The organism is bacterium (assembly GCA_008933615.1).
Taxonomy (GTDB): Bacteria; CLD3; CLD3; order SB21; family SB21; genus SB21.
Genome location: WBUR01000014.1, coordinates 60844 through 81019 on the forward strand (window position 1 = coordinate 60844; position 20176 = coordinate 81019).

The following is a 20176-nucleotide window of genomic DNA, read 5'->3' on the forward strand; positions in this document are numbered from 1 at the left end:
AAACAAGGATATAGAGATATGATCACAAGAAAACTTTCATTTATCCTATCGGCTTGCATCGCCGTATGGAGCCTCTCATGCGGACCTGAGAAAAAAACAAATACGGTAAGCGACGACGCTAAACCGGAATACGGAGGAACATTTATTTATGCTAAGAACGGTCCTCCAATCACGCTTGATCCCGCGCTCACGAAAGAAACGGAGTCAACCGTCATCGCGGACAATATTTTTGACGGCTTGGTACAGCAGCGCGCCGGGAAAATCGCAATCGATCCATGCCTTGCAAAATCATGGGATATCTCCAAAGACGGAAAAATATATACATTCCATTTACGAAATGGCGTCAAATTTCATGACGGCACTCCTTTCACGGCAGGCTCCGTTCTGTTCTCGTTCGATCGACAGGGCAACCCCAAACATCCTTTTCACGGCAAGGCCGATTTTGATTTCTGGCGGAGTTTTAATATGGATAATATCATCAAGAGCATTAAAGCGCCGGATGACTCCACAATAATATTTACACTGACAAGCCCGGATGCAACGTTCCTTAATATTCTATCCATGAACTTTCTTCAGATAATCAGTCCGGAGGCAATGAAAAAATTCGGCGCCGATGCGTACAAGAACCCGGTTGGAACCGGCGCATTCAAATTTGTAAGCTGGAGCGATGACGGAAGCGTGGTGACGGTGGCAAATGAGCATTATTGGAACGGCAGACCGTATCTCGATACGCTGATATTCAAGCCCTTTCCCGATGCGCGTAAGCGCTGGCAAGCTCTTAAAGAAGGCGCAGTCAGTATGATGAGCGTCCCGGATCAGGCCGATCTGGCAGAGATACAGAATACCGCTGGAGTAAAATCTTCGCAACAACCCGGGGTCAATGTCGCATACCTTGCGATGAATATGAATAAGAAGCCGTTTGATGATTTGAAAGTTCGCCAGGCGATCGTGTATGCCATCGACCGGGAAAAACTGGTAAAAGCTGTCCTGTCACAACTCGGTCGGCCGGCCAAAAATCCAATCCCTCCAAATCTGCTGGGTTACAATGAAGAAATTCGCTTCACTCCCTTCGATCCTGCAAAGGCTAAACAGCTTCTTACGGAAGCCGGTTTTCCGAACGGGTTCAAGAGTTCGCTCTGGACATTGCCCGTTTCACGCGAATATATGCCTAATGGAAAACTTGCCGCTGAACTTATCCAGGCCGATCTGAAAGCGGTGGGAATTGAAACCGAAATAATCATACCGGAATTTCAGGAATATCTGAGACGTCGCGGCAATGGCGAGCATGAACTGCTTATCTCCGGATGGGTTGGCGATGTTCCCGATCCGCATTTCTTTTTCTATCCATTGCTTGATAAGGTGAGCGCCGAACAACGGCCATCGAATAATGCGGCATTTTACAAAAGCCAGGAAATGCACGACCTGATCGTCAAAGGAAAAGAAACTTTCGATCCGGTGGAGAGAAGCAATATTTACAAGAAGGCTTGTGAGGTTTTTAATAAAGACCTGCCGTGGTTTACGATAGCGCATGCCGTCGCCATCGTTCCGATGCGCGACCACGTGATGAATTTTCTCATGCACGCAAGTTCCGTTAGAAAATTCGACAAAGTCTGGCTTAAAAAATAGCCGGTAACCGTTAAGCCGCAAATGGTCACAAATTTTTACAAAGAAAAAAAGTCTGTTTAATAGCATGTATGTCATGCTGTGCCTGTCGAAGTGTTATAAGTAAATGGACTTTTTCTTCAACTTCTGTTCTTAAATAATTCATATGTGAATCTGTGGCAGTTCTATTTTAGTTCGGAACTACCGTGCTCTCACTGCAACTTATTTGTGCGGTTCGATTATTCAGAAAGGAGAAGCGTCTTGAAACATCAAACATTTTATCAATGGATTTTTATCTGCACGATCGGTTTATCGCTAATCGGCTGCGGGGGAGAAAAAAAAGATTCAGCCTCCGGCGATAATTCCAAACCGGAATACGGCGGCACGTTGATCTACGCGAAGAACGGCCCGCCGATCTCGCTCGATCCTGCCGCAACAAAAGAAACTGAATCGTCGGTCATTGTTGCCAGCATTTTCGATGGGCTCGTAGAACAACAAGCAGGTAAAGCGGCGATAAATCCTGCACTGGCAAAATCATGGAATATTTCAAAGGACGGTTTGACTTACACATTCAATCTCCGATCCGGAGTCACTTTCCATGACGGCACGCCTTTCAACGCCGATGCGGTATTGTTCAGTTTTAACAGGCAAAAAGACCCAAAACATCCCGGATATACTACGCGGGACGCATTTGAATACTGGAAAAATTTCGATATGGATAAAGTGGTGAGAACTATAGCCGCAGTTAACGATTCGACGGTTGAGTTCAAATTAAGCAAACCGGATGCGACCTTTTTGAATTTGCTCACGATCAATTTTGCCGCGATCGTCAGTCCTGAAGCAGTTAAAAAATACAAAAATGATTTTTATAAAAATCCCGTCGGAACGGGCGCATTTAAATTTTCAAGCTGGAATGACGACGGATCGGTGGTATGCGTCGCATTTGAAAATTTCATGAACGGCCGGCCTTATGCAGATACGTTGGTTTTTAAACCCATTTCTGACGGCCATCAGCGGTGGCTGGAATTGAAAGCGGGCACTGTGAATATGATGTCTACGCCGGGACAAGCCGATCTTGCAGAAATTGAAAATACATCCGGCGTCAAAATGGCAAAGCAGCACGGCATCAATGTCGCGTACCTGGCGATGAATATGAGCAAAAAACCTTTTACGGATCTGCGTGTTCGCCAGGCTATCGTTTATGCAATCAATCGTGAACACTTGGTCAAAGAAGTGTACGGCCAACTCGGCCGCGCTGCAAAAAACCCCATTCCGCCGGTGTTACTTGGGTATAACGAAGAGATCCGATTTACGCCATATAATCCGGAGAAATCCAAAGAACTTCTGAAAGAGGCTGGGTTCCCGAATGGCTTTAAAACCAAACTCCTGAGCTTACCTATCGTACGAGAATATATGCCCAACGGACAGCTGACAGCTGAATTCATTCAAAAGGAATTAAAAGCCGTCGGCATTGAAGTGGAAATCGTGTCGTACGAATGGAAAGAAGTTCTTGCCCGGCGGGAGCGTGGTGAACATGAACTCGCGTTAGCCGGCTGGGTCGGCGATGCGCCCGATCCGCATTTCTTTTTCTTCCCGTTATTGGACAAGGTAAATGCAAAAAATGTGGGATCGACTAATGCCGCATCATACAAAAGCGAAGAAATGCACAACCTTATTGAAAAAGGAAAGATTACATTTGAGCCCGTGGAACGAAGCAATGTATACAAAAAAGCATGTGAAATTTTCAATAAAGATCTTCCGTGGTTCACTATAGCCCATTCGGTTTCGATCGTTCCTATGCGTGATAACGTCATGGATTTCGTTCTGCATTCCAGTTCGGTCAGAAAATTTGACAAAGTATGGTTAAAAAAATAAAATGGGAAGGTGAACACATTAAAGACTTTCCGTGGTTACTATCGCACATTAGGTGTCGATTGTTCCGATACGCGATGATCTCATGGATTTTCAGATGCATTCCAGTTCCATTCGAAAATTCGGAAAAGTGCGGTGGAATAAGTTAATCACATTTAGGGTTGACTCTCGCTTGTTTTTTTTATACTTTTGCTCCCATTTCGAATAATATAAGGGATTATGAAAAATAAGTCGACGGTTATACTTTTAGCGTTTTTCGTTTTTTGCTTTGTTTCCATGCTCCTGTTTATGGTATTCAAATTTATTAAACCGGATGTTAGTTTTGGACGAAAGATTGCGTTGATCGAATTAGAAGGCACGATCGTGGATTCACGCGACATTGTGCGCCAATTCAAAAAATACCGTGACGACAGTTCCGTGGAAGCTATTGTATTTAGAATTGAAAGTCCAGGCGGGGGCATAACGCCGTCGCAGGAAATTTTTGATATGGTCAAGAAAACGCGCGCATCGGGAAAACCCGTCATCGTTTCTATGGGAAGTGTCGCGGCGTCCGGCGGATATTATGTAGCTTGTCCGGCGGATACCATAGTTGCGAATCCGGGAACAATCACCGGCAGTATCGGCGTGATTATTCAGTATCCGAATGTGGATAAACTACTGGAAAAAGTAGGCGTGAAATTCACCACCATCAAAAGCGGACAATTCAAGGATGCCTTGAGCCCGTACCGCGACATGACGAAGGCCGAAGAAAATTATTTGCAAAATTTTGTGATGAATGCATATAGCCAATTTGTGGTCGCGGTTTCAACTGAAAGAGGTCTGGATACCGCCTACGTGCGTGAATATGCCGACGGCAGGGTCTATACGGGCGAGCAAGCGAAAGAGCTTAAGTTCGTCGATGTGCTCGGAACTTACGACGACGCCATTATGATCGCAGCCGCTAAAGTAGGTATTCCCGGTACTCCGGAAGTGGTCAAGGAAAAAAAATACAAACCGTCATTTTTTGATATCCTGTTTGACGATGATGCCGCGTCTAAAATCGAATCGGTGATCTCCTTACCGGAATTTAAAAGTTACCCGGTCGTGAGCTACAAATACGGATTTTAAATGAATCTGACCAAAGCCGAAATAGTCACCAAAGTTGCCGCCGCCGTCGGACTGACGAAGATCGAAACGGAGGCCGTGATCAACGGCTTCATCGTTGCAATTAATGATTCGCTGAAAGAAGGCAACGAGATCGAAATTCGCGGACTTGGCAGTTTTCGCATTATCGAGCGCCAGCCGCGTTTGGCGCGGAACCCAAAAACCGGAGGCAAGGTACAATTGCCCAAACGGCGCGTTCCCCAGTTTCGTCCGTCAAAAGACCTGCGTAAGGCTGTTAATGTAAAAAAATAGAATATAGATTTATTATTAAACAACTCAATCACTCGAAAGGAGATCTCGCATGCCCTGCGGAAGAAAAAGAAAAAGAAGAAAAATGGCAACGCATAAACGCAAAAAAAGATTACGCCGCGATCGTCATAAGAAAAAAAATCGCTAATCTCATATAATATTCGTTACCTTCAAGTCCCGCTCCAAAAAAGCGGGACTCATTTTTTATGTTATCGGTTGAGTTCTAAGTTTACCGAAGGCTCGAAAAAATTTTTCTTTATAGCTGATACCGGTCTATGCGAAACATTAAAATTGTTATCGAATACGATGGCACTAATTTTAACGGATGGCAGTTCCAGCCGCACCATCGTTCCGTACAGGGCGAGCTCCAGCGCGCCGTGAAACAGATTACGGGTGAGCAAGTTACCGTTGAAGGCGCCGGTCGTACCGATACAGGCGTGCATGCGCGGGGTCAGGTTGGAAATTTTAAGATCGAAAAAGAAATGGGACTGCCTGAACTGATAAAGGGACTGAATGCCGTTCTTCCTGACGATGTGCGGATCAAATCAATAAATGAAGCGGACATGAATTTCCATTCGCGATTTTCTGCTAAAGAAAGACGATATAAATACTACATAGCACAAAACCCTATTTCTATTGGACGTCAATATTACTGGTATTATCCGCACGAATTGGATTTTGAGATTATGAAATCGGCATGTAATCTTTTGATCGGTCAAAAAAATTTCCGGTCGTTTTGCTTATCAAAGGCGGAGGTGAGTCATTACATTTGCGAAGTGCGCAAAGCCGAATGGTATGAAAAAGACGGGGTTAAGTTATTCGAGATTCACGCCAATCGGTTTCTGCACAACATGGTTAGAACAATAGTGGGAACTTTCGTTAACTTAGGCCGAGAAAGAATCACCTATGACGATCTCGTAGCCATCATGGAAAAAGAAGACCGCCGCGTTGCCGGATTTTCGGCACCGGCGGAAGGTTTGTGTCTGGAAGAGGTGGTGTATTGAAAAAGAAAGATCCGGTTGCTAAGTAAACCTATAAGGCTCACTGCTACGCGAAATCCTCAATACTGTCCATGAATTTATTGAAAAGATAATCACTATCGTGCGGGCCAGGAGACGCCTCGGGATGGTATTGCACGGAGAAGATAGGCAGTTCTTTATGGCGAAATCCTTCGAGCGTACCGTCGTATAAATTGAAATGCGTAAGCTCGATCTCTCTTTCATTCAGCGATTTGGGGTCTACGGTAAAACCGTGATTTTGGGACGTAATCTCGATCACGCCGGTTTCCAGATTCTTCACCGGATGATTTGCCCCGCGATGACCAAACTTGAGTTTGTACGTGTGAGCGCCCAATGCGATACCGGCTAATTGTTGACCGAGACAGATCCCGAAAATCGGTTTCTTGCCGATAAGTTTTTTAATTTCAGGAATGACGTAATCCACGGCCTCCGGATCGCCGGGCCCATTGGACAAGAATACGCCGTCAGGATTGATCTTTAGAATTTCTTCCGCTTTCGTTTTCGATGGAAAAACATGCAACTTACATCCGCGCTCAACCAATTTTCGGAGAATATTCCGCTTCACACCGAAATCATAAACCGCGATCGTGTACTTATTCTCCTTCGTAACATTTTCAAGAAATTGCCAGTCTCTGCCATTAGGCTCATTCCATGTGTATGCCTTCTTACACGTCACTTCATCCACCAGATTCGCGCCCATCATGCTCGGTGATCGTTTCACCTTTTCAAGCAAACCCGGGACATCTAGATCTTTGGTGGAAATGATCGCGCGCATGGCGCCGCTATTGCGTATGTGCCGCGTGATCGCCCTCGTGTCCAGACCCTCGACGCCCATGATATTGTGACTTTTCAATAAAGAATCCAGCGAAGTGCCCGAGCGCCAATTCGATGGATAGGTACAGAGTTCTTTAACTATAAATGCCTTGACTTGGGGTTTATCCGATTCGAAATCCTCTTCGCAAATTCCGTAATTACCGATCAGCGGATAGGTCATCACGATCATCTGTCCGCAATACGACGGATCGGATAATATCTCCTGATATCCGGTCATACTGGTATTGAATACGATCTCTCCTGTTGTCTCGCCTTCCGCTCCAAATGAAAAACAATCGTATGTTTTTCCATCTTCTAATACCAGTCTAGCTTTGATTCTCATTCTGCTTTTTTGATTTTATCGTTTAAGGAATTAATTATAACTACTTCAGATATTCTGATTTCTTTTAGTTCATCAAGGGATAATTCGAATCAACATAGAAATTAAAATCAGAAAACACCGATGTCATTCTGTAGGAATCTTTTTTCGTTGCAACTTGCGACCTATGATTTGAAAAGATTCTTGCTGAATGACACGATCGGTAATTTAGACTGACGGCTGAGCAGTTACAAAAAATCAGCGTAAGACCTGTCTGGCTAAATTCGGAAAGTCGGTGATTACGCCGTCCACGTTAAATTTTTTCATCCTTAGCAGTTCCGTTTCGGTATTAACGGTCCACGGGAAAACGGTACAGCCGGATTCGCGCGCCTTCTCAAGCAGTGCGTCCGTAATACCGTTGTAATTGGGGTGCCAGGAATCGACAATCAGCCCTTTCGCCAGGCGCTGATTCAAGCGTGGCATACGTTTTTCATAAATAAAACCGGTTCGCAGCGTCGGGTCCACTTTCTGGATTTTTTTTATAACAAGCGGATTGAAGGACGAAATGATGACCTTTCTTTGCAGTCCGAATTTATAGATTAATTCCACAACCCGTTTCTCGATTTTTCCCCTGAGCGGCATTTCGCTTTTGATTTCAATATTGATGAAGACCGAAGTGTGTTTATACAGCTCCAGTACGTCGGACAGGGATGGAATATACGTTTCCACCGTATCACTTTTAAGTTTGATCTTTTGAAGGTCGGATAATTTCTTGCTTCGCACCATACCGCGGCCACCTTCTGTCAAACGCTCCAAGCGGATATCATGAAAAACCACCAGTTCTTTGTCTTTCGTGAGACGCACATCCAACTCTACGCCGTCATAACCTTCTTCCAAAACCGCATTAAAGCCCGGAATCGAATTCTCCGGATAGCCTGAATACGTAACGCCGCGATGAGCAATGATCAGAATTTTTTTTGAGGAGGGCATTAAATATTTTTCCCTGATAAAACGTTTTCGTAGTAGTCAATGTACATTTGCACTACGCGATCTGTCCCGAAATTATCAATGACGCGTTTTCGGGATGCATTTCCCAATTGCTGTTGCAGACTCTTATCCGATAATATTTTGACAATATCGTCCGCCATCGCGTCCACATCTCCGAGTTTTTCAAGATATCCCGTTTCGCCATGAACATTAATCTCAGGGAGGCCGCCGACATTGGTGGTCACGACAGGAACTCCCGAAGCCATCGCTTCGAGTGCTGCGAGGCCGAAACTTTCCGATTCGCTCGGAAGCAGAAACACGTCCGCTTTGCAGATGAGATCGGACACCGCTTCCTGTTTGCCAAGAAATAAAACATCATGTTCAACGTGCAGTTCACGCGCAAGTTGTTCTGTATTGTACCGTTCCGGCCCGTCGCCGATGAGAACGAGTTTACTGTTCACCGATTCTTTAACTTTGGCAAATATTTTGATTACATCATTCAACCGCTTCAATGGGCGAAAATTACTTGTGTGCATGATGATCTTTTCACCTTTCGGCGCGATGTGGTGAAGAAAACCATTACAGGCGCCGTCGGATTCATCGTGCGGTTTATATTTTTCGGTATCGATAAAATTGTGAATCACTTCGATCTTACGGTTGGGTTTAATCTCGGAATAGGTCCGGTTGCGGAGATATTTAGATACCGCCGTCGTGCCGTCGCTTTCGTCGATACTGAATTTGATAAGATTCAGAAAAGACCTATCCATAGCCAGCAGCGTTATATCCGTTCCATGCAGCGTCGTGACGATCTTCAATTCCTTGATGCGGTTATTTTTTCGTATGATCTGTTTTGCAAGATACGCGCTGGGCGCATGCGGTATCGCGTAATGCACATGGAGCAAATCGAGATCTTCAAACTCAGCAACCTCAGCCATACGCGCGGCGAGGGACAACGCATACGGCGTATATTCAAAAACCGGATACGTCATAACGTCAACGGCATGGAAATAAATATGTTCTCGAAAGGACGCTAAACGGAACGGGATGTCGGAGGTGATAAAATGAATATCGTGGCCTCGTTTTGCAAGCTCAATACCCAGTTCAGTAGCAACAACACCGCTGCCTCCATAGGTCGGGTAACACGTAACGCCAATTTTCATTTTTTTCTTTCTAAACTATCTTCGCCTGAATACAATATACACACCATACGCGACGACAATACCGATCATGATGTATCGGTTGAAGTCAGGGCCAAAAAGGCCAAACATATTCAATACAATAGTCAGGATCATCAGACCTATGACCGACCAACCGTAGATCTGCCAGTAAAAAGCCCGCTTACGTTTGGCTTCGGCTTTCGCATCCTCGGCATCCTGAATATCATTATGGTTTTCTAAAGGAGTTCGTTCTTCAGACATGAATGTTAATTTCTGGAAATTTTTAAAATCTTAAGCTGCAATTCGCCGTTGGGAACCTGAATGGTCGCCGTATCCCCGACGGCCTTACCGAGCAGCCCTTTACCGATCGGCGTATTGACGGATATTTTTCCCGTTTCCCAATCGGCTTCGTTATCCGGAACCAACGTGTACGTTATTTTTTCTTTAGTTTTGATGTTTTGAAGATTCACCGTTGCCAAAATGTATACTTTATCCGATGGAATATCTTCTTCTTTGACGATCACCGCATGCATGAGTTTATATTCCATATCGTTGATGCGGTTTTGCAGATGCTGGAGTTCTTCCTTCGCGGCATGGTATTCCGCATTTTCTTTGAGATCACCGTGCTCGCGCGCGACTTGAACACGGTTTGTGATCTCAGGGCGTTTCACGTTTTTCAACTGCTTGATCTCTTCCTTCATTTTTTTAAGGCCCTCCGGGGTCACATAAAACTTCGCCATTGTTTAAGAATTTTCTCCTTTTCGTTAACAAAAATTATGAAACTAGCCTGTTTCTGAAATATTTTCCCGCAGGTCTTGCTAATTACGCAGACAAACTTTCTGCGGGAATCGGCGAAATTTACGGAATATTATATTTGTTTTTCTCATTCAATCGGAGCCGTTGTGAAATCATTTAAGAATAGCGAGCACTTCCTGTTGCAGCGGCGTTCCCGTCACAAGAATGTCTTTATTTTCCATGACAAATACATCGATTTCAGTGCGCACGCCGAAGTCATCGATAAAATAGATTCCGGGCTCTATCGAAAAACAAGTGCGCGGTATGATACGGCGATTGTCTTTTGTCTCGAGATTATCTATGTTCGCGCCATTGCCATGAACGTCCTCTCCGATCGAATGTCCCGTGCGGTGAATAAAATATTCGCCGTATCCCTTCGATTTAATATAATTTCGGCACACGTCATCAACCTGCCATCCGTAAAGCGGCTGTTCCTTAGTTATTTCATTCTTGATAAAACTCACAGCGGCGTCGCGCGCGCCTTTCACTACCTGAAAAATCTTTTCGTATTTTTCCGGAACCGTTGTCCCCGCGTAACCTACCCATGTGTAGTCGGCGTAAACTCCTCTCGGCGTGTTTTTCTTACACCAAAGATCGATCAGAACAAAATCGTTTTCGTGAATCTCTTTGAAAACATCTTTAGTGGGTTCATAATGCGGATCGCCGGAATTTTGGTTGACGGAACAATTTGGAAAATGCTCGGTTGTCATCCCGTGTTCGCGGATGCGCTTAAGTATAAATTGCTGTACGTCATATTCCGTGATTTTTTGTTTTGATTTGAGTTTACTCTTTATTTCCGCAAACGCCTCGTGAACGAACTTGATCAGCGCGCGCGAGGCTTCGAGGTGAAATTCAAGCTGTTCGTTATCCCAGATAGAATCGAAGAATTGGATAAGATCCGCTGAAGAAACGACTTCAGCGCCCGTAGTTTTTTTAACGAGTTCGACGGTACCGGCGTCCACGATCGAAATGTACGGGATATTTGCTTCCGGTGAATATTCCATCGCGATTTTCTTGCCGCCTCTAACCATTCGTTTAAGCGCGTCTTCAAGTTCACGCCAGCTTGAATAGATCATTTTGTCGCCCGGCAGCGTATCCAATGTCCCTCGTTCGATACCGTGAACCAATTTTTGCGGCACGCCTTTGGCAGGAATGTAATAAAAAAAACGCCTCATCTGCGTCAGATGTTCCGGCAGAACAAGAATTTTTTGCGCGATAGAATTATTTTTTCGAAAGCTGTAGAATAACCACCCGTCAAGTCCCAATGTCTGAAGGGAATCTTGGATCTGTTTTACCCGGCTGTCCGATAGTCCTTTTTCGAATGTTGTTTCCATAATGTATTCCTGATTAAAAGTGTTTAAAGCCCTTAACTTCGATTTTTGTTTTCTTGTTATTCCTTATCCCGCTAATCATGTTAGAAGCGGTCATTCTTCCGATAGCGGTAATGTTCTTTCCCAAAATTCGTTTGGCCTTCTTAAAATTCTTCGGCGTGAGGGTCATCAACAGCTCATATTCCTCACCGCCGTGCAATACGTAATCCAGAATATTATCTTTTTTTAGTTGTGCCGCTCTTAGCGTTTCGGGATGAACAGGGATATGCGCCAATTCTAATTCCGCGCCGGCTTTGCTTGCCCTGCAGATATGGCTGAGATCCGAAGATAGCCCGTCGCTGATATCAATACAGCTATTTATTTTAACCCCTTTTTTTAAAAGCAGGCGAATCCACTCGTTACGTGGCTCAGGATTCAAATGTTTCTCTGTAATATAAGAAAATACTGAAGATCGTTTACGATTCTGCAAAATGCTCAGGCCCGCATGCGATCCGCCAAGATCGCCCGTGACTGCAATAATATCGCCGACTTTTGCCGAAGATCGTTTCAGAATATATCTTGGCTCAACCTCTCCGAGTAAAGTAATACAGATTACCAATTCACTTTTCGCCCGAGTGATATTTCCGCCTATTACCTGTGTCTGATACTTTTTTGCGATCTCCGAAATACCGCGATACAGTTCCGTGATATTATCTGCAGTGATTTTGGCGGGAATCGTCAGATTGAGCAGCGCCCATGTCGGAACGGCTCCCATCGCCGCAATATCGCTTAGATTGGACGACAGCGCTTTCCGGCCCAATTTTTTAAAATTCGAATATCGAAGATCAAAATGAATACCTTCAACTAACGCATCGACGGTGACAACATTCCACATATTTTTGGATGTCTTAAACACCGCCGCGTCGTCTCCAATACCGAGTACCAGCTTTGAGTTTCTTTGACCTTTTTTTAGAATCCGGCTGATCAAATTGATTAGACCGAATTCGTCAACCTGCTGCATGCTCGTTTTTGGCGCCATAAACGTTGGCAATATAAACGAATATCTGCATTTAATCAAATTGTTTTTAAAGATCAACTGGCTTGAAAACGCCGTATGTAGCGGGGTTTTTAGGGGATTTAGAATTCAAAAATGGTTCCGATGGTATAACTTCGTCCGGGCATCCGATATCGTTCAATTTCTTCGTATTGCGTGTTGGTAATGTTGTTCACCGCAAAATAAACCAGCAGGCCATGCTGAAATTTGTAAGATAGCTTTGAATTTAATGCAAAAAAGGCATCCGGCTCGCTTCCTGGATAGATCGAAACCTCTTGTATTGAGCTGTTATATCGTCCGTTCACATTCCACGCAATATTACCATAAAACGCATCGGAATTAAAATTAAAAGAGTGTTTAACCTTATACGGAAGATCGTGATTGCCGTTTGCGTAACCAATATCGCTTTGTCCTGCATTCCTGGAGATATCCCTCGCGTCCAGATAGGTATAACCAAAAGATGCCGTATAGTAGTGTTTGCAATACAGATTGAAATTGAATTCGATCCCCTGCATCCTTGCGCGATTGAGATTAAGAACCTTGTACAGGTTTCCTGAAACCAGTTTATAGGCAATGAGATTCTTGTACTCATTGTAGAAATAGGAAATGTCATATGCCGTATATTCAGTGATGCGAAATTTTGTGCCAAGTTCAAACGAAACAAACAGTTTTTCCGACTTTAAGTTAGGATCCTGAATGAAATTGATCCCTCCGCCGGATTCATATTTAATATATCTTTCAGCCACCGAAGGGTTTCGGTACGCCTGCGCCAGAAGCGTTCTTACCGACCAATCATCAGTGACTGCATATACCATCGATACTTTGGGGCTGAAATTGCCTTCGGAGTAATCGCCAAAGATTGTATTGTAATCATAACGAAGCCCGACCGTCGTTGTGAATTTTCGGTGCAACCGGATCTCATCCTGCACGTACCCGGCCACATTGACGGCCTTGTGCTTTCCATATAAAATATCTGCCGGACGGGCATCGGTATAATCAAACTGGAAATCCGTTCCTGCTATCAGATAATGCATTTCTCCTACATAGTAATCCAACTGGGAAACATTCCCCACACGAAAAGTGTTGATCGTCGTTTTGGGAATTTCCTGATGTCCGACGTTAACATTCGTACTGTCATTTTCCGGGTTCTTATCAAACACATATTCTGAACCATTGTTATAATAATAGAACCGGCTTGAATACTTAACTGAAGTGCTGGGAATGGCATAATAGTAAAGATCGCTGCTGAATTCATGCCGGTTTTGACGGTCGTCTTGCCTCCAAGGAGCGACGGAATAGGACTCTATAAAATTAAGCCATGTTGCAGGATATTCGTTGTGTATCCAATTGTAGTTAGCCGATAGCTGGATATTCCGGTTATTTGAAAAATTATATATTCCTTTTCCGTAAATATTATACATCTTAAATCCTGTAGATTCTCTGTGCCCGTCATTCGATTTGCGTCCGGCATCTACGAGGAATGAAAAATTATCAATTTTTCTGCTGTGTGAGAACTCCAATGTATTGTAGTCGCCAACTTTGTTGTAGCCCGTATAGGAAGGAGCGGGATTGTAAAACCCGTATTCCGCATGAACTTTGGTATAAGGCTTCAAAACCGGCTTTTTCGTTATAACATTGATCACACCGCCCATGGCATTGGAACCATACAGCGAAGAGTAAGCGCCTTTGACAACTTCCACGCGTTCGATGGAATTGGTGGGAACAAGATTCCAAAGAGCTCCGCCCGATTCCGGGCTCAGGGCCGGCCGGCCATCGATCAGAAGTAGAACACGATTACCAACACCGGCTCCGGCAACCTCGGATGAACCTCGAATCGAAACTGCTTGCACATTGGAGCCGCTGGAACGCGTCATCTGCACGCTTGGCGCGGCTTCAATAACCTGATCGAATGTGGCGATTCCTTTATTCTTGATCTCATCTGCCGTGATAACTCCGACGCTGGCGGGCGCCAAGTTAGCCGTCTGTTCTCTTCGGGATGCAGTGATCACGATGTCTTCAGAAATAATAGCCGCCTCGGCCATGGGAATCTCAACAAAAGTAGCGCGATTGTAAGTGACCGGGATACTCTCTACCAACTTCATATCGTATCCGATGAACGTCGCCCGAAGTTTATGCAGCCCGACAGGAATTTTGGTGATTTTAAATATTCCATTTTCGTCCGAGACATCGCCCAAAACGGTTCCGACCACCATAACATTCACATAAGATAAAGGCTCATTTGTTTTGGAATCATATATTTTCCCGGTTATTTCTCCGAAGATTTTCTTGTTTCCATCGATCTCGTCGTCAGAATACGTTGCAAAAGCAACCGGCTCTACCGCTTGCGCATACAGATTCCAGTTGCAGTGTAAAGCGGCACAAACAGTTAACAAAAAGAGGCAAACTATGTTGCTTCTGTAATTCATTTCATCTCGCTTCAAATACAAAAAAGAGGTAACCCGTTGTATCCGGGTTACCTCCGTCTAATTTAAAACATATTAACCCACACGTTAAACCAGGTCGCCGCAAATTTATAATCTGCCCGGAAATTAATTTCAACATCGTCGCCTTTGAGAACCGTGATCGGAGCCGGCGCTGGATATCCTGGAACACCAGTAAAAGTAAAACCATAACTCACGCTATCCGGATGATCCCAATGTACGCCCAAAGTTGCTGTTTTCTTTCCTGAAGCGGATGAGTAACTACGGTTAGTTCGATACCCCACTGCCACAGCAGAATAAGTACCGGGTTCTACTTCAATAGAGTATTCATAAGTTGAGTCTGCCGGATCGATAGTCAAAATAACCGGCTCATTCGCATTATATGGTGCTCCTTGAGCAAATGTTCCGCCCGGACTTGCTGCCCACACTGAATCTCCGAATATAACTACTTCGACCACACCGCTATCCGCAGACGAGACGCTGCCGCTCTGAGTCCATGTGTATAAATTTTTGAATGTGATCGTCCCGTGAATGGTTGCCGTATTCGGCTTGCTATCATCACAGCCTGTAAAGGCGAATATCGCCAGTGCTGTCCCCATTACAATAGACAGAAAGGTAGTTTTTGCTTTCATTTTATCCCTCGTAAGGTTAATAAAAAAATTATTTACGCCTTAATATAATACCAAAACTATCGGATAATATGACACTTATCATATTTTACGTTTTTGTTACAAATTTCTGACGGTCTACTTACAAATGATCATTTTTTCCTTCTTTTTGGATCATATGCGCACTTAATTTTTGATAGTTAATTCAAGTTTTTTTATAAACCCTTTTGCAATTGCTTCGTCTAATAATTACCTTTGATTGACATTTGGAGTAACCATCGCTGCCAATGAACCGGAATGGATGATAAAGAACTCGTAGAATCATTTAAACATGGTTCGACCTACGAAAAGGACAAGGCCTTCAACCGGATCGTATCGTTATACCGTGAACGTTTATATGCCGTTATTCGGGGTTTCACAAATGATCATGACGACACGGACGATCTTTTACAGGAAACTTTTGTGAAAGCATTTGAACATTTACATAAATTCCGGGGTGAGAGTTCTCTCTATACTTGGTTATGCCGTATCGCAATTAACCAATCGATCTCTTTTCAGAGGAAAAAAAAGTTGAAAAATTTAGTTTCATTGGAAAATTTATCTGTTCCGCTTAGATCGCGTCAGCAAGACCCGGAAGGGATACTCCAGGAAACCGAACTGAAGAATATGATTCGTGAAGCCGTAGATCAATTATCGGAAAAACAAAAAATCGTTTTTAATTTGCGCTTTTATGATGAGTTGAGTCATGCGGAAATTGCGCAGATCACGGGAAACTCCATCGGAACTATCAAAGCAAATTTTTTTCATGCGATCCAAAAGGTTAAGCAGTTTATTGAAAACCGATACGCCATATCCGGAAAATGAAACAACCTATATGAAAATCAATCAACAGGAAATCATTGAATTCATTTTGCACGAGCTCCCTGCAAACCGGCAGCAAGAGATCTACCATCTTGTTCAGCACGATGAAGATTGGAAAGCTGAATTTGATAAATGGTCATCTGTCATTCAAAACATCAATAACGAAAAACAATATGTCGCCAAATATGATGACATCCCTGATCGTTATTGGAGCACATTTCTGCCGAGAGTTCGTGACAGGATTGATACAAAAACCAGGCGGCGTGCTGTTTTTCGCGAACGTTTTGTTCATGCCTTTCCTTCTTTCGGCCTCGCGCTTGTGATCCTTTTTTTTCTGAATAGCGTTTTGCTCACTAACCAAAAAATTGATTATTTGCTGGATCAATATGACTGGGTCAGCAGTTTAAATTCAACCAGGATCATTGACCATTACATTGGCCAGAATAAGTCCGCCGTCGATGAGTTCATCAGCGATGTATTGAATAATGACGAAGCAGATAAAACCGCATTAACATATTGGGAAGAAACTATTAATCCGACAGAGTCTGTTCTGGACTACAGCGCACTCTCCCCTGAAGAGCAGAATGAATTATTGGACAACCTCGAAAAAATAACAACTTTCTAAATTATAAAGGCGTCGTATTATGAAAATCAAAATGTTTACCGTTTACATGGTTTTAGTGATTACTGCGTTTCACATGAGCATAGCGCAGGAAGAAGGCGGTTTTCGAGAAAAAGTTGACGACCTCAGAAAAAAGAAACTGCTTGAAGACCTCAATTTATCTTATGAAAAAAGCGAGGTTTTTATAAAGATATATGATGCTTTTATGGAACAAGAAAGGAACCTCCACAGAGAAAAACGTGATGTTTTTAAGCGGCTCGTTCACATGTCGGCATTAGGTGACGAGATGCCGGACAACAGTATCATGAAGACGCTGGATCAGGTTAATGAGATCGACATGAAGATCGTGTCCAATCATGCGTCGTTCATAAAAGATATGGAGAAAAAGCTCACGCCCGCACAGATAACCCGCGTTGTTGTATTTGAACAGAATTTTCAGATGAAAATGCGTGAGAAAGTTTTTGAATTCCGCACCAAAAAACATAAAATGAAACAATTCTACATGCCTTCACAACCTTCCTGGGAAGAAGATATGGAGTAGGATTAACGGTTCGATCGCTGATGTGGTGTCACCAAACCGAAGAATATTCAGTTGCCTATCGATCAGTAGTTTGTACAGCAGAACATGTTAATTAGACCAAAGTTGTTCTATCCCTTCCAAGAATATCTTCAGCACGGCTATTAAACATTTGTAATTTATATTCTTACATTATACGTGACCTAACGGGAATAAACTACATGTTTAACCGTTATATGTTTGAACACGTAATTTAATTTATTTTACACCATAACTTTAAAAGGAGACTTTTATGAAAAAAATGAATGCACTTATTGTTGCATTGTTGCTTTCCGCTAGTTCTGCTTTCGCGCAGACAACTTGGGAAGTTGATCAGGTTCATACCAATGTTATTTTTAGTGTTTCACACATGGTTGTCGCTGAAGTTACAGGTAATTTTACGGATTTCAACGCGACGATTACCGGCACGAAGTCGGATTATTCTGATGCGCAGGCTGAAATGACCATCAAAGTCGGCAGCATAAGCACCGATAACGAAAAAAGAGACGGGCATTTGAAATCGGAAGACTTTTTTGCAGTAGAAAAATTTCCTGTTATAACTTTTAAAAGCAAGTCGTTCACTAAAACCGGCGACAACACTTATAAGATCACAGGCGACTTCACGATGCGCGGCGTGACGAAAACGATCGAACTCGACGCGAAGTTCAAAGGCGAGATTAATGACCCGTGGGGAAACGTCAAGTCAGGCTGGAAAGTTACCGGCTCCATAGACCGCACCGAATATGGCGTTAATTGGAATAAAGCCATTGAAGCCGGCGGGTTTGTAGTTGGGAAGACAGTTGACATTACTATCAACGGAGAGTTCGCTAAAAAGAAATAATGAATGTGCTTATCGGGTTTACTCACATACGTCATGGTGAGCCCTTCGGCAGGGCTCAGGACAAGCTTGTCGAGCCATGACCAAGTTTAGTAAAATCAGTTTTCGACTTCGCTCAGACTGAAGTGTTCTCTTCCATTTTGTGAGCCAACCCGATAAGTACGATAATGAATAAGATAAGCCGTCCAACTATTAACAGGGAAGTCGTTGTGCATGACCTTATTCACAACGACTTCCGGACGGACTTAATTTAGTTCTTACTTGACCGAAACAGATTGATTATTTATTATGTTACATGCCAATTGAAGACAAAATCAAACAAGCTAAATTTCGCAACGAACACCACCGTCTGCTGGCAAATTTGTTCTATCAATACAACGGACTTATTTACGAACAACAGAAAATATTAAAGCCGTTTGATATTTCATTTCAACAATTTAATATCCTGAGCATATTACGAGGCCAATACCCCAACACCGCTTCGATACAATTGCTTAAAGAACGACTGTTGGACCAAAATTCAGATGTATCGCGCCTGGTCGATCGTCTGCTCAAAAAGAAATTGCTCAATCGTAATACTTGCCCTGAGGATCGCCGTCAAGTTGACGTCATCATTACGGAAAAAGGGCTGGAGCTTCTAGCTCAAATTGACGAGAAAGCTTCGCAAATTGACTCGCTCGTTTCCAATCTCTCATCTTCGGAAGCAGAGACCTTAAATAAACTTTTAGATAAGATTAGATAATAAAGGCAGGTTTATGAAGTATATTATAAATACGTTTTATATTTTATTTATCATCATGTGCCCTGTTTTTTCGTGCCGGAACGCCGAAACCAAGACTGTCGCATGGGCGCCGCCCAATGGAAAAGAGTTTTCAGATTATTGGTATCAGGGCAAAGCCGAGTTAACGAACTACGATCTGGAACAGGCACGCTACGGCGAAGTCCATAAGGGCAATGCCGTTCTGATCTATGTGACTGAAGATTTTTTGACTTCAAAACAGGTTAAGTTGGAAGATTACTCCAAAGGCAAAGCCGACGCGGCGCCTGTGTTGAAACTCAATTTCACCAAAAATTTTAATACCGGAATTTATCCTTATACGATGATGAAAAGCGTTTTTACGCCAATTGACCTGAAAAATTTTCCTTATTCACTGAAAATAACCGCTACTGTTCTCGAGTGGTGCGGACAGGTTTTTGCGCAGATTAACAATAGGAATGATGGATTTAACGTAAAAGTTTTTTCTTATTTTGAAAAAGAGTCAGACGAAGAGTATGCGTTAAATAAAGTCTTTTTAGAAGATGAAATTTGGACGCGAATTCGCCTTGCTCCGGAACTGCTGCCCGTCGGTGAAATAAACATTATTTCGGGAACACTGGCATCGCGCCTGCGGCACAAAAAGCTCGCAGTTGAAACCGCTCTGGCAGCGATTCAGTTGGCCGCCGATACGGTTACTTACAGCGTCAATTATACTAACTCAGGGCGAACTCTCGCCATACAATTTAGCAAGGATTTTCCGCATGAGATTCTTTCATGGGCAGAATCTTACAAGGACGGTTTTGGAGAGAGCTCGGCTTTATTGACCACAAAAGCTCTCAGAAAAAAATCGGTTATGCTGGATTATTGGAATAAACATGCCGTCGCGGATTCGGTATACCGAAAAGAGCTTGGGCTGAATTAAAAAAAAAGCAACGAACGAATCCGTTGCTTATAAGTCAGAATGTAATTAGACAAAAATTATTTAATGTGCTTATCGGGTTTAGTCACCTACGTCATGGTGAGCCCTTCGGCAGGGCTCAGGACAGGCTTGTCGAACCATGACCAAGTTTAGTAAAATCAGTCTTCGACTTCGCTGGTATGTAAATAGTCAATAGTCACGCTGTCTTTTTTTATTTATTAAGGATAACTAAATCGATTCTTATGCTGGCATTA

20 protein-coding genes are annotated in these 20176 nt (G+C 43.4%); 11 read left to right on the forward strand and 9 right to left on the reverse strand.

Annotated features, from left to right (window positions below):
- The first annotated feature begins 18 nt into the window (after positions 1 to 18).
- The 5 genes from F9K33_06985 to truA all read left to right on the forward strand — a co-directional run bounded on the left by F9K33_06985 (position 19) and on the right by truA (position 5870).
- Positions 19 to 1626 (forward strand): ABC transporter substrate-binding protein, encoded by a 1608-nt coding sequence (locus F9K33_06985; GenBank protein ID KAB2880047.1) that lies wholly within the window; start codon positions 19 to 21, stop codon positions 1624 to 1626.
- Positions 1627 to 1749: 123 nt separating this feature from the next.
- Positions 1750 to 3477 (forward strand): ABC transporter substrate-binding protein, encoded by a 1728-nt coding sequence (locus tag F9K33_06990; GenBank protein ID KAB2880048.1) that lies wholly within the window; start codon positions 1750 to 1752, stop codon positions 3475 to 3477.
- Between the two features lie 216 nt (positions 3478 to 3693).
- The gene (sppA, locus tag F9K33_06995) at positions 3694 to 4581 is read left to right on the forward strand and encodes a signal peptide peptidase SppA (protein KAB2880049.1); all 888 of its coding nucleotides are present in this window, start codon (positions 3694 to 3696) and stop codon (positions 4579 to 4581) included.
- A gap of 6 nt (positions 4582 to 4587) precedes the next feature.
- Entirely contained in the window at positions 4588 to 4869 is a 282-nt protein-coding gene (locus tag F9K33_07000) for an integration host factor subunit beta (GenBank protein ID KAB2880067.1), read from the forward strand.
- Between the two features lie 272 nt (positions 4870 to 5141).
- On the forward strand, positions 5142 to 5870 hold the full coding sequence (gene truA / locus F9K33_07005) for a tRNA pseudouridine(38-40) synthase TruA (protein ID KAB2880050.1): 729 nt from the start codon (positions 5142 to 5144) through the stop codon (positions 5868 to 5870).
- Positions 5871 to 5913: 43 nt separating this feature from the next.
- Here truA and carA read toward each other — a convergent pair whose 3' ends face one another.
- The 9 genes from carA to F9K33_07050 all read right to left on the reverse strand — a co-directional run bounded on the left by carA (position 5914) and on the right by F9K33_07050 (position 15393).
- Complete coding sequence (carA, locus tag F9K33_07010) at positions 5914 to 7035, reverse strand: glutamine-hydrolyzing carbamoyl-phosphate synthase small subunit (GenBank protein ID KAB2880068.1); 1122 nt, start codon at positions 7033 to 7035, stop codon at positions 5914 to 5916.
- Positions 7036 to 7275: 240 nt separating this feature from the next.
- On the reverse strand, positions 7276 to 8007 hold the full coding sequence (locus tag F9K33_07015; GenBank protein KAB2880051.1) for a hypothetical protein: 732 nt from the start codon (positions 8005 to 8007) through the stop codon (positions 7276 to 7278).
- Positions 8007 to 9164 (reverse strand): N-acetyl-alpha-D-glucosaminyl L-malate synthase BshA, encoded by a 1158-nt coding sequence (gene bshA, locus F9K33_07020; GenBank protein KAB2880052.1) that lies wholly within the window; start codon positions 9162 to 9164, stop codon positions 8007 to 8009. The genes F9K33_07015 and bshA overlap by 1 nt, the downstream gene beginning before the upstream one ends.
- A 15-nt stretch (positions 9165 to 9179) precedes the next feature.
- Positions 9180 to 9422 (reverse strand): DUF2207 domain-containing protein, encoded by a 243-nt coding sequence (locus F9K33_07025; GenBank protein KAB2880053.1) that lies wholly within the window; start codon positions 9420 to 9422, stop codon positions 9180 to 9182.
- Between the two features lie 5 nt (positions 9423 to 9427).
- On the reverse strand, positions 9428 to 9901 hold the full coding sequence (greA, locus tag F9K33_07030; protein KAB2880054.1) for a transcription elongation factor GreA: 474 nt from the start codon (positions 9899 to 9901) through the stop codon (positions 9428 to 9430).
- 168 nt (positions 9902 to 10069) lie between these two features.
- Positions 10070 to 11290, reverse strand: a complete 1221-nt coding sequence (locus tag F9K33_07035; protein KAB2880055.1) for a M24 family metallopeptidase — start codon at positions 11288 to 11290, stop codon at positions 10070 to 10072.
- 13 nt (positions 11291 to 11303) lie between these two features.
- The gene (thiL, locus tag F9K33_07040; protein KAB2880056.1) at positions 11304 to 12305 is read right to left on the reverse strand and encodes a thiamine-phosphate kinase; all 1002 of its coding nucleotides are present in this window, start codon (positions 12303 to 12305) and stop codon (positions 11304 to 11306) included.
- Between the two features lie 98 nt (positions 12306 to 12403).
- Entirely contained in the window at positions 12404 to 14746 is a 2343-nt protein-coding gene (locus F9K33_07045; GenBank protein ID KAB2880057.1) for a TonB-dependent receptor, read from the reverse strand.
- Between the two features lie 62 nt (positions 14747 to 14808).
- Positions 14809 to 15393, reverse strand: a complete 585-nt coding sequence (locus F9K33_07050) for a hypothetical protein (protein ID KAB2880058.1) — start codon at positions 15391 to 15393, stop codon at positions 14809 to 14811.
- Between the two features lie 273 nt (positions 15394 to 15666).
- Here F9K33_07050 and F9K33_07055 point away from each other — a divergent pair, with 273 nt between their 5' ends.
- The 6 genes from F9K33_07055 (at position 15667) to F9K33_07080 (ending at position 19925) form a co-directional block, all read left to right on the forward strand.
- A complete protein-coding gene (locus F9K33_07055; GenBank protein ID KAB2880059.1) occupies positions 15667 to 16233 on the forward strand; it encodes a sigma-70 family RNA polymerase sigma factor in 567 nt (188 codons plus the stop codon).
- 10 nt (positions 16234 to 16243) lie between these two features.
- Entirely contained in the window at positions 16244 to 16855 is a 612-nt protein-coding gene (locus tag F9K33_07060) for a hypothetical protein (protein ID KAB2880060.1), read from the forward strand.
- 19 nt (positions 16856 to 16874) lie between these two features.
- A complete protein-coding gene (locus F9K33_07065) occupies positions 16875 to 17393 on the forward strand; it encodes a hypothetical protein (protein ID KAB2880061.1) in 519 nt (172 codons plus the stop codon).
- Between the two features lie 268 nt (positions 17394 to 17661).
- The gene (locus F9K33_07070) at positions 17662 to 18249 is read left to right on the forward strand and encodes a YceI family protein (GenBank protein KAB2880062.1); all 588 of its coding nucleotides are present in this window, start codon (positions 17662 to 17664) and stop codon (positions 18247 to 18249) included.
- A gap of 292 nt (positions 18250 to 18541) precedes the next feature.
- A complete protein-coding gene (locus F9K33_07075) occupies positions 18542 to 18988 on the forward strand; it encodes a MarR family transcriptional regulator (GenBank protein ID KAB2880063.1) in 447 nt (148 codons plus the stop codon).
- Between the two features lie 13 nt (positions 18989 to 19001).
- Positions 19002 to 19925, forward strand: coding sequence for a hypothetical protein (locus F9K33_07080; GenBank protein ID KAB2880064.1), 924 nt, complete (start codon positions 19002 to 19004; stop codon positions 19923 to 19925).
- The last annotated feature ends 251 nt before the right edge of the window (positions 19926 to 20176 follow it).